Origin of the sequence: Exiguobacterium sp. s152 (assembly GCF_018618335.1) — a bacterium.
Classification (GTDB): Bacteria; Bacillota; Bacilli; order Exiguobacteriales; family Exiguobacteriaceae; genus Exiguobacterium; species Exiguobacterium chiriqhucha.
Map to the genome: position 1 here is coordinate 139,026 of NZ_JACSLX010000007.1, position 9,921 is coordinate 148,946.

General features: G+C 55.3%; 11 protein-coding genes. 9 read left to right on the forward strand and 2 right to left on the reverse strand.

From position 1 onward, the window contains the following. Nucleotides 1-26: 26 nt before the first annotated feature. Nucleotides 27-1,076: a C45 family autoproteolytic acyltransferase/hydrolase gene (locus KNP72_RS12685; RefSeq protein ID WP_214833687.1), complete on the forward strand. Its 1,050-nt coding sequence runs from the start codon at nt 27-29 to the stop codon at nt 1,074-1,076. 17 nt (nt 1,077-1,093) lie between these two features. Here KNP72_RS12685 and KNP72_RS12690 read toward each other — a convergent pair whose 3' ends face one another. Further along, nucleotides 1,094-1,564, reverse strand: coding sequence for a GNAT family N-acetyltransferase (locus tag KNP72_RS12690; RefSeq protein ID WP_214833690.1), 471 nt, complete (start codon nt 1,562-1,564; stop codon nt 1,094-1,096). 76 nt (nt 1,565-1,640) lie between these two features. On the opposite strand from KNP72_RS12690, the gene KNP72_RS12695 reads away from it, so the two are divergent. Continuing rightward, nucleotides 1,641-1,919: a hypothetical protein gene (locus KNP72_RS12695; protein WP_214719369.1), complete on the forward strand. Its 279-nt coding sequence runs from the start codon at nt 1,641-1,643 to the stop codon at nt 1,917-1,919. Between the two features lie 2 nt (nt 1,920-1,921). Here the strand turns inward: KNP72_RS12695 and KNP72_RS12700 are convergent, their stop codons facing one another. After that, a complete protein-coding gene (locus tag KNP72_RS12700) occupies nt 1,922-2,548 on the reverse strand; it encodes a class I SAM-dependent methyltransferase (RefSeq protein WP_214719370.1) in 627 nt (208 codons plus the stop codon). A gap of 74 nt (nt 2,549-2,622) precedes the next feature. Here KNP72_RS12700 and KNP72_RS12705 point away from each other — a divergent pair, with 74 nt between their 5' ends. The 7 genes from KNP72_RS12705 to KNP72_RS12735 all read left to right on the forward strand — a co-directional run bounded on the left by KNP72_RS12705 (nt 2,623) and on the right by KNP72_RS12735 (nt 9,774). After that, nucleotides 2,623-4,110, forward strand: coding sequence for a cryptochrome/photolyase family protein (locus KNP72_RS12705; protein ID WP_214719371.1), 1,488 nt, complete (start codon nt 2,623-2,625; stop codon nt 4,108-4,110). Between the two features lie 254 nt (nt 4,111-4,364). After that, nucleotides 4,365-4,961: a glycerol-3-phosphate responsive antiterminator gene (locus tag KNP72_RS12710; protein WP_214719373.1), complete on the forward strand. Its 597-nt coding sequence runs from the start codon at nt 4,365-4,367 to the stop codon at nt 4,959-4,961. Beyond that, on the forward strand, nt 4,958-6,049 hold the full coding sequence (locus KNP72_RS12715; RefSeq protein ID WP_214719374.1) for an ABC transporter ATP-binding protein: 1,092 nt from the start codon (nt 4,958-4,960) through the stop codon (nt 6,047-6,049). The genes KNP72_RS12710 and KNP72_RS12715 overlap by 4 nt, the downstream gene beginning before the upstream one ends. Continuing rightward, nucleotides 6,046-6,951, forward strand: a complete 906-nt coding sequence (locus KNP72_RS12720) for a carbohydrate ABC transporter permease (protein ID WP_214719375.1) — start codon at nt 6,046-6,048, stop codon at nt 6,949-6,951. The genes KNP72_RS12715 and KNP72_RS12720 overlap by 4 nt, the downstream gene beginning before the upstream one ends. Continuing rightward, nucleotides 6,948-7,757, forward strand: a complete 810-nt coding sequence (locus KNP72_RS12725) for a carbohydrate ABC transporter permease (protein ID WP_214719377.1) — start codon at nt 6,948-6,950, stop codon at nt 7,755-7,757. Before KNP72_RS12720 ends, KNP72_RS12725 begins: the two co-directional genes overlap by 4 nt. 15 nt (nt 7,758-7,772) lie before the next feature. After that, the gene (locus tag KNP72_RS12730) at nt 7,773-9,083 is read left to right on the forward strand and encodes an ABC transporter substrate-binding protein (protein WP_214719378.1); all 1,311 of its coding nucleotides are present in this window, start codon (nt 7,773-7,775) and stop codon (nt 9,081-9,083) included. Nucleotide 9,084: 1 nt separating this feature from the next. Next, entirely contained in the window at nt 9,085-9,774 is a 690-nt protein-coding gene (locus KNP72_RS12735; protein WP_214719380.1) for a glycerophosphodiester phosphodiesterase, read from the forward strand. Nucleotides 9,775-9,921 lie beyond the last annotated feature (147 nt).

Sequence of the window (9,921 nt, forward strand, 5' to 3'; positions counted from 1 at the left end):
ATACTAGGCGCAAGGGAGGTTTTTTCATGCAACGCGTCTCAAGTGAACTCACACAATTCCGCGGCAGTCACTATGACTTTGGCCGCTTTCAAGGACAATACATCAAGCGTAGCAAATTGCTCGAAAACCGGACCGACCAGTGGAAGCTCCGTGTCCCACGCTTTGAGATTGACGAGCGCGAGGCGAAGCAGGCGTTCGACCGGTTCGCTCCAAAGATTTGGGAAGAACTGCTCGGGCTGAAGGACGAACTCGAGTTGACGCTCGCCGACACGCTCCTTCACTTCGGTCATTTCCGGGTCAATAACCCGGTCAGCGGCTGTTCGATTTTGACGGGGGACAACTTCCTCGTCCGCAACTATGACTATCACCCGATGACGTACGATGGACGCTATAACGTGTTTCAGCCAGATGAGGGTTACGCCGTCATCGGTCCCGTCTCCCGTGTCACCGGTCGGATGGACGGGATGAACGAGAAAGGGCTCGCCATGGGTTATAACTTCATCAACCGCCGGCGCCCGGGGGATGGGTTCGTCTGTCAGATGATTGGCCGAATGATTCTCGAGACGTGCGCCACGGTCGAGGAGGCGGTCGATTTGCTTCAAGAGATTCCGCACCGCGGCTCGTTCACGTATGTCGTCCACGACAAGTCGTCGAAGACACGCGTCATCGAAGCGACACCGCGCGATATTCGTGTCCGCGAGTCGAATATCTGCACGAACCATTTCGAGCTGTTGCAACACGAGAACCGTTACCATCTTGATGATTCAACACGCCGGATGATGGAAATCAAGATGTATCAACATATCGTCCAAGACGCCGAGAGCGCGTTCCGACTCATGAACGACTCGGACAAGGGTGTCTTCTCCGAGCTGTATAAGAGCTGGGCCGGCACAATCCATACGGCGGCTTACTTCCCGGAGACGCTCGAGACGTGGTTCGCCCTCGGTGGCGACCGCGACCCGGTCATCTTCGATTTTCAGGAGTGGCTCGACGGTAAGGATTTCGATTTACATGCCCTCGACGGGGAAATCGCGACCGATATCGAGTTCGCGAACACGGTTCAACTATGGCGATAACACAAACAGGCAGCGGCTCATGACGAGTCGCTGCTTGTTTCGTTGAAGCGGATTATGTGACTTGTAGTCGAGGTATCGTATGGGGTGAAGCCAAGCGATTCATAGAACTGTGCCCCTTGTATCGTATAGGTCCGGAGAACGACGGTGAGGAAGGTTCGCTTCGCTTCGAGCAACAATGCGTTCGCGAGACGTCTCCCGATACCTTGTCTGCGACAAGCCGGCAAAATATAAAATCGTCTCAATCGACCGAGCGGAAGTCCCAGAGAATATGGATCTTGATTCAATCCTCCGATGCCGACTAGATTGCCAGAGGTGTCAAACACACCAAGTAGACACTCGCCGGGGTGATTGAACCGGTTGTGTCCATTTCGAAAGTCATCGATCAACCGGTCGAGCATGCGAAAGCCTTCTTGACGACTAGCTAAAAGCAATTGAGTCAAGTCAAGTTCCTCTAAATCGTGAATTCGTTGAATCCTATAAATCGTCATGTCCTTAGCTCTTTCAGCGTGTTGAACGGCACTGTTTTCCGTAAAAGCGGGAATACTCATAGCAGGAGGGATTCAGATGAAACGAATCGGATTATTAGCCATCATGTTCAGTTTGATTGTCGTCCTCGGCGGCTGTGTGCCGGGCGACGGGACGTACACGACCGACCCGGCCGGATTCTTTTGGGGCGTCTGGCACGGTTGGATTGCCCCGGTGTCACTCATTTTAGGATTGTTCAATGACACGTATCGCGTCTATGAGGTGAACAACACTGGCTGGTTCTATGATTTAGGGTTCTATATCGCCATCATCAGCGGATTTGGCGGGGTAGCCGTGACACGGAAGAGCCGGGGATGACGTTAGACTGGCTTTTGTCCCGTCACGGCGACCGTATGATAATCTCGCGAGTCAGGTCCTCGGCGTTCATGGACATCAATGAACCCGAGCACAGAAGCAGCAGGAATCAACTGTTCACGCACGATTGCCGTGATACCGTCCCAGTTCACGCCACCTTTCCCATCACAGTACGTGATGACGAATGACCCGCCTGGTTTGAGGATACGGTCGATGGCGGCAAGCACCGCGGGTACGTCTTCCCAAAAGTAAATCGTATGGATGCTGAAGACGCGGTCGAATTGTGCGTCCGGAAACGGGAGCGTCCCGAGATCGCCCTCGACGACTTCGGCTCGTCCGGAATGTACGTCTGCTCGATTTCGTTTCAACGCCGAGCGGACGATCGTCGGGGAACGGTCGAGTCCGGTCACATGCACATGAGCATAGCGACGTAGCATTTGTGCCAACGCGTCGCCGGCCCCACAACCGAGGTCGAGCACGCGATTGTCAGGTTGAATCAGAAGTTGCTCAATCGTCCAATCGACTTCGACCCGGTGTTGACGCACCATCTTCTCGCCGATGTATGTCCCGACGATACCGCGTGGGTTCTCGTATTGACTGTCAATCCATGTTTGAAGACGTGTGAAGCGCATCAAACCATTCCTTTCTGAATGAAGCAGTTGTAAATTGAGTGTAGCATAACCATTTTAAGAGGGGAGTTGAATCGATGCGTTCCTTTTGGATTTTCGGCAATCAGTTGTCACACGAGCTTGAGCTAGTCAGACACATCGAGGAGGATGATGTCATCGTGATGATCGAGGCGACATCCCGGGCGATGTGGCGGCCGTACCATAAACAGAAGCTCGTCCTCATCTTCTCGGCGATGCGTCATTTCGCCGAGGAGTTGCGCGACAAAGGCTATACGGTCGACTATCACGAGGCTGACTCGTTCCAGGGCTCATGGGACGACCACTTCACACGATATGAACCGGAAGAAATCCATTACACGGCCGTCACCGACGCCGCGATGGAGAAAAAACTGAAACAGTTCGGTCAAAAACACAAGCTCGTCGAACATTCGGACGTACCACTCTTCTATTTAACGAAACAGGAAGCGGTCGACACGCTCGGCAGCGGGCCATGGCGGATGAACAGGTTCTATCGCCAAATGCGGAAGCGGTTTGAGATATTGCTCGAGGATGGGAAACCGCGCGGTGGAAAATGGTCGTTCGATGCGGACAACCGCCAGCCACCGAAAGACGGGCTGACATTCCCAGCACCAATTCATTTCCGACCAGACGCGATCACAAAAGACGTCATCGAAAAAGTGAATCGTGATTTCGCTGACCATCCGGGGGACATCACGCCGTTCGTTTGGCCGGTGACGCGCAGTGAGGCACGACGGGCATTGAAACGGTTCGTTGAGGAGCGACTCGAGACGTTCGGTCCGTATCAAGACGCGATGTTGTCGGACAATCAAGAGATGTCACACAGCCTGTTGTCCGCAGCCATCAACGTCGGACTGCTGACTCCGGATGAGGTCGTCCAAGCGGCGGTGGAGTCGGACGCACCGCTCGCCTCGGTCGAAGGGTTCGTCCGTCAAATCCTCGGTTGGCGAGAGTATATGCGCGCCGTCTATGTGGCATCGATGCCGGGGTACGAGTCGGTCAACACGTTCAAGCATAAGCGCGACTTGCCGCATTACTTCTGGGACGCCGAGACAGACATGCACTGCGTCCATCAGAGCGTAAAGCCGGTCATCGAGCGTTCACACAACCATCATATCCAGCGGCTCATGGTGCTCGGGAACTTCGCGACGCTGTTCGAGGTGTCACCGCAGCAGACGAGCGACTGGTTCAACGAGATGTATATCGACGCCTACGATTGGGTCGTGTTGCCGAACGTGCTCGGGATGGCGCTCCATGCCGACGGCGGGAAGTTGGCGACGAAGCCGTATATCGCCTCGGGCAAGTATATCGACAAGATGAGCGACTACTGCAAAGGCTGCATGTACAACCCAAAACACACGACGGAAGAATATGCCTGTCCGTTCAACGCGCTCTATTGGAACTTCATCGACAAGCACGAGGAGCGGTTCGCGAAGAACCAGCGCATGAAGATGATGGTTCGCAACTGGCAAGGCCGCGATGATGCCGTCAAAGCCGACATTTTGGCGAAGGCGAGACAGACGCTCGCCCAGACTGACTCTTTATAAACGGAGGCGCCTGAAGGATGAGCTTGTATCGTCGAATGAATTTACAAAACCGACTCATGATGAGTCGTTTTTTTTACGTCGTCTTCACAAACTTTTGCACGTCCTTCACGACCGCTTTACATTCATCCGGTACGATATGACTTGTGAGACCCCACATGCCAAGTGAATAGCAACTGGTAGAACATTCGAGAGACCAACAGAAGCCCATACGTCCGTGACGTCATGTTTCTGTTGGTCCTTTTTTCTAGGGAAGGATGATTCAAGTGAATGAAGCGCTGCGCACGATCGGACAAGAGAAGATGATCGCATCCATCAAATCACCGAAACAACTCGAGAAGTTCCTGCAATCGGACGTGACGACGACGTTCCTCATGATGGGGACGCTCAGCACACTCGACCGCTACGTCGCCCATTTGAAACAGGAGAATCGGACCGTGTTCCTGCACGCCGAACGCATCAACGGCATCAGCCTCGACCGGGACGGCATCGACTATTTGGCAAAACGGGTCGGGGCCGATGGGATTGTGACGACGAAGGCATCTGTCATCCAACATGCCAAACGGGCCGGACTGATGACGGTGCAGCGTCTGTTTCTCGTCGACTCGGACGCCATCTCGTCAGGCATCAAGATGGCGAAAGACCAACAGCCGGACGCGCTCGAATTGATGCCGGGCCTGATCCCGAGCGTCATCGAACATGTCGCCGAACACGTCTCGCTGCCGATCGTGACGGGCGGGATGATCCGGAAGCCGATTCACGTGCATGAAGCACTGTCTCATGGGGCGTTCGCCGTCTCGACCGGGGACGAGCGGCTCTGGGCGTCGCAAGGAATGAAGGAGGAAATCATATGAAATCGATTCAACTGCAGAACATCAAAAAAGCATATGACGAGACAGAAGTCATCCGCGGTATCGACGTCACCATCGAGGCCGGTGAATTCTTCGCCCTCGTCGGACCGTCGGGCTGCGGCAAGAGCACGATGTTGCGAATGATCGCCGGGCTTGAGTCCATCACAAGCGGGACGCTCCGCATCGACGGCGTCGCCGCGAACGACTTGAAACCGAGCGAACGACAGCTGTCGATGGTGTTCCAAAACTATGCGCTCTATCCGCATATGACCGTCGAGAAGAACATCACGTTCGGCTTACATACGAAAGGACTGACGAAGCTCGAGCAACGCGAACGATGCCTAGCGGCGGCCGAGGCGCTCGGACTGACCGACTATTTGATGCGGAAGCCGCGCGAGCTCTCAGGCGGACAGCGCCAGCGTGTCGCCTTGGCCCGAGCCATCGTGACCGAGTCACCGATCTGCCTCATGGACGAGCCGCTCTCGAACTTGGACGCGAAACTTCGGGCCAAAATGCGCTCGGAGATCCGACAGCTGCAACGGAAGCTCAAGCTGACGATGATTTACGTCACCCATGACCAAGTCGAGGCGATGACGATGGCCGACCGGATGATGCTGTTGAACGATGGTGAAGTCCAACAAGTCGGTCAACCGCTCGATTTGTACAATAAGCCGGCGAATACGTTCGTCGCCTCGTTCATCGGGTCACCGCCGATGAATCTCACACCGGTACAACGGACGGACAACGGTTGGGCCGCCTCGGACGGACGCCTGTTCCATCCGAACACGCTGACGCGAGAAGACACGGCGACGCTCGGTATCCGCCCGGAACAAATCACGCCTGCGCAAGAGGATGTCACGTTCTATGCCGAGCTGAAGAACGTCGAGGTGCTCGGCACGGAGACGATTCTCGCCTTCGATATGGGCGGCGTCGAATGGCTCGCCAAATGGCCGGGACAATGGCCGCTGTCGATCGGGGAGAAAATCGCCTGTCACGTCGACCCGAAACAGATATCTTTGTTTGATACGAACGGCAATCGTATTGAACCGCGGCAACCGAAACTGTTCGAGGCGTTGGAGGTGTTCCAATGACGGTTGCCCTTCCGAGACAACGCGTCCGGACTCGATTATCGGACGCGACGAGCGGGCTACTCTACTTATCCCCGTCGATCGCGCTATTCGGGATTTTCCTCGTCTATCCGCTGTTCCGGACGATTTACTTGAGTTTCTTTCAAACGGATACACAAGGAACGCCGCTCAGTTATGTCGGGGGCGAGCATTACGCCAAACTGTTCACGAGCGCCTCGTTTTGGCAGAGCATTCAGGCGACGGTCGGCTTCGTCCTGTTGACCGTGCCGCTCACAATCGTCATCGCGCTCGGACTCGCGCTGCTCGCCAATGAGAAGTTACGCGGCATCGGCATCTTCCGGACGGCGTTCTCGGCGACGATGGGGATGAGCGTCGCTGCCTCGTCGGTCATCTGGATGTTTATGTACAACCCGTCGATCGGCATCTTCAATCGTTTCTTGGAAGCGGTCGGGGCAAGCGGGGTGCAGTGGCTCCTCGACCCGCAGTACGCGCTCCTGTCGGTGTCGCTCGCAACCGTCTGGATGAACATCGGATTCACGTTCTTGATTCTCCTCGGCGGCCTACAAAACATCGACCGGACGCTTTACGAGAGTGCGGACATCGCCGGGACAGGATATTGGACCCAGCTTCGGGCCATCACGATTCCGATGCTGTCTCCGACGCTCTTCTTCGTCGGCATCATCTCGCTCATCAACGCGTTCCAGACGTTCGGGCAGATTGATTTACTCACGAAAGGCGGGCCGACGAACTCGACGAACGTCATCGTCTACGCCATTTACAAAGATGCGTTCATCAACTATAACGTCGGCGGGGCGAGTGCGCAGGCCGTGCTCTTGTTCCTCGCGGTCCTGACATTGACGTGGCTCCAGTTCAAGCTCGTCGAAAGGAAGGTGCATTACCAATGACACTCCGGAAAGTAGTCACGTATACGCTCCTCGTCTTGAGCGCCGTCGTCATGCTGTTCCCGATCGCCTACGCGTTCTCAATCAGTCTGATGGACGGGAGTGAGGTGTTAAAAGGAAACCTCATCCCGCGTGACGTCACGTTCGACAACTATGTCGCTGCGTTCGAGCGCATCCCGCTCATAACGTATTTATGGAACAGTCTCGTCGTCGCACTCATCGTCATGGTTGGCCAAGTCGTCTTATCGAGTCTTGCCGCCTTCGCGTTCGTCTTCATCGATTTCAAAGGGAAAGGGCTCATCTTCATGCTCTTCCTCGCGACGATGATGGTGCCTTGGGAAGCGACGATGGTACCGAACTTCTTGACAATCCAGTCGCTCGGTTGGCTCAACTCGGTTTGGGGGCTGTCGGTGCCGTTCTTCGCGCTCGCGTTCGGGACGTTTTTGCTCCGGCAACAGTTCAAGACGATTCCATACGAGATGTATGAGGCGTCACAAATCGCCGGCATCAGCCGCTTCCGCTTCTTTTGGAACGTCGTCTTGCCGGTGTCGAAGACGCCGCTCGTCACCCTGTCGGTATACAGCTTTTTGACGACATGGAACATGTACTTATGGCCGCTCCTCGTGACAAACACGGAGCAGGCCCGCACGGTGCAAATCGGGATTAAGCAGATGCAGTCGAACGAGGTCGCCTCGGATTGGGGTGTCGTCATGGCGGCGGTCATCTTGATCATCATCCCGACGCTGATGCTGTTATTCGCAGGACAAAAGCAGTTACAGGAAGGCTTGACGCAAGGTGCGATCAAATAATAGGGGGAAACGTTCATGAAAAAGAAAGCATTATTCGCAGGGTTGGCCAGTTCGGTGTTATTGCTCGGGGCATGTGGCAGTCAAGAAGCGGAAGAGGCAGCGGCGACCACGACGACGGATGGGAAGACAGAAGTCGTGTTTTGGCACGCGATGAGCGGGGACTTAGAGACCGCACTCAACAACCAAGTCGACGCTTTCAACGAGTCACAGGACGACTATGAAGTGAAACCGGTGTTCCAAGGCACGTATGAAGAGGCGCTCACGAAGTTCAACGCCGTCGCAGGGTCACCGGACGCACCGGCCATCATGCAGACGTTCGAGGTCGGCACGAAATATATGATTGACTCGAACAAAATCACGCCGGTTCAGGAGTTCATCGACAAAGAGGACTTCGATACGGGCGTCTGGGAAGAGAACATCTTGAGCTATTACCAAGTCGACGGCAAGCAGTATTCGATGCCGTTCAACTCTTCGACACCGGTGCTCATCTACAACAAAGACGCGTTTGAAAAAGCGGGTCTCGACCCAGAGAAAGCGCCGCGCACGTATGACGAACTGAAGCAAGCTGCGAAGGCACTGACGACCGACGGGCAGACCGGCTTCACGATGCTCAACTACGGTTGGTTCTTCGAGCAACTCGTCGCCGCGCAAGGCGGGCTCTATGTCGACAATGACAATGGCCGTAGCGGGGCACCGACGAAAGCTGTCTTCGATGGGGAAGAGGGGCAGAACGCCTTCAACTTGATTAAAGAGATGTATGACGAGAAGACGTTTATGAACGTCGGTCAAAACTGGGACGACATGCGTGCCGCTTTCCAATCAGGGAAAGTTGCCATGTATCTCGACTCGTCGGCCGGCATTCGCACCGTCGCGGACAACGCCGACTTCGAGGTCGGGGCGTCATACTTACCGGTCCCGAACGAAGCTGATCGGGAAGGTGTCATCATTGGCGGAGCCTCACTCTGGATGGGTGACGGCATCGCTGATGAGACGAAACAGGGTGCATGGGAGTTCATGAAGTTTGCGGCATCGAAAGAAGCACAGGCCAAGTGGCACGTCGAGACGGGCTACTTCGCCATCAACCCGGAAGCATATGACGAGCCGGTCGTCAAAGAGATGTGGGCTGAGTATCCGCAATTGAAAGTGACAGTCGATCAATTGAGCGAGACGAAAGCTTCACCGGCGACACAAGGCGCACTCATCTCGACGTTCCCGCAGTCCCGCCAAAGCGTCGTCAATGCCATGGAGAGCCTGTATCAAGGTGTTTCGGTCAAGGACGCGTTGAAGCGTGCGGCCGATGAGACGACTTCCACCTTGGGGCAATGATATGTTGATTTACGCACATCGCGGCTATAGCGCCAAGTATCCGGAGAACACGATCAGTGCGTTCAAGGCGGCGTTACCTCACGTCGACGGCATTGAGCTCGATGTCCAATTGACGCGCGACGGACGCCTCGTCGTTATCCATGACGAGACAGTCGACCGGACAACGAACGGCAGCGGCTTCGTCAAAGATATGACGCTTCGACAGCTTCGCTTGCTCCGGACGGAGAGCGGGGAACGGATCCCGACGCTCGAGGAAGTACTCGTCTTGATTGAACCGTCCGACGTCACGCTCAATATCGAGCTGAAGACAGATCAATTTGATTATGAAGGAATCGAGTATTTGACGTGGCTCGCCGTCACCGAGTTCAAGCTCGAGCAGCGTGTCGTCTTCTCCTCGTTCAACCCGGACACGCTCGTCCGGTTGCGGGACGTCGCCCGCGAGGCGCGAATCGCCGTCTTAACTGGGGACGGTCATCCGCACTTGATTGAGCTCGTCGAACGGGTCGGAGCCGAGGCGGTCCATGCCCAACCGAAGTTTATCGGGACGAGGGACGCGGCGACGATTCGCGAACAGAATCGGTTGCTTCGCCTCTACACAATCAACAATCCGAGCGAGTTGCCGGACATGACTGGTGTCGACGCCATCATGACGGACGAGGTCGAGCGGTTCCAATCGAGGTTGCGTCATTGAAGTGAGGCTGGATATAACTCAATCGATATGTAAGAAAGAGGCCAGCTGGCGCGACGTGTGAACTGAACCCCGAATGATGGACACTTGAAAAAAGTGCCTCACTCGGGGTTTTTCGTGTGCGCATGAATCGCTATAATGAACCTATTC

What these genes read in the sequence shown, in the direction of transcription:
- KNP72_RS12685 (WP_214833687.1), top strand. Translation starts at nt 27, where the DNA reads ATGCAACGCGTCTCAAGTGAACTCACACAATTCCGCGGCAGTCACTAT.
- KNP72_RS12690 (WP_214833690.1), bottom strand. Translation starts at nt 1,564, where the DNA reads ATGACGATTTATAGGATTCAACGAATTCACGATTTAGAGGAACTTGAC.
- KNP72_RS12695 (WP_214719369.1), top strand. Translation starts at nt 1,641, where the DNA reads ATGAAACGAATCGGATTATTAGCCATCATGTTCAGTTTGATTGTCGTC.
- KNP72_RS12700 (WP_214719370.1), bottom strand. Translation starts at nt 2,548, where the DNA reads ATGCGCTTCACACGTCTTCAAACATGGATTGACAGTCAATACGAGAAC.
- KNP72_RS12705 (WP_214719371.1), top strand. Translation starts at nt 2,623, where the DNA reads ATGCGTTCCTTTTGGATTTTCGGCAATCAGTTGTCACACGAGCTTGAG.
- KNP72_RS12710 (WP_214719373.1), top strand. Translation starts at nt 4,365, where the DNA reads ATGATTCAAGTGAATGAAGCGCTGCGCACGATCGGACAAGAGAAGATG.
- KNP72_RS12715 (WP_214719374.1), top strand. Translation starts at nt 4,958, where the DNA reads ATGAAATCGATTCAACTGCAGAACATCAAAAAAGCATATGACGAGACA.
- KNP72_RS12720 (WP_214719375.1), top strand. Translation starts at nt 6,046, where the DNA reads ATGACGGTTGCCCTTCCGAGACAACGCGTCCGGACTCGATTATCGGAC.
- KNP72_RS12725 (WP_214719377.1), top strand. Translation starts at nt 6,948, where the DNA reads ATGACACTCCGGAAAGTAGTCACGTATACGCTCCTCGTCTTGAGCGCC.
- KNP72_RS12730 (WP_214719378.1), top strand. Translation starts at nt 7,773, where the DNA reads ATGAAAAAGAAAGCATTATTCGCAGGGTTGGCCAGTTCGGTGTTATTG.
- KNP72_RS12735 (WP_214719380.1), top strand. Translation starts at nt 9,085, where the DNA reads ATGTTGATTTACGCACATCGCGGCTATAGCGCCAAGTATCCGGAGAAC.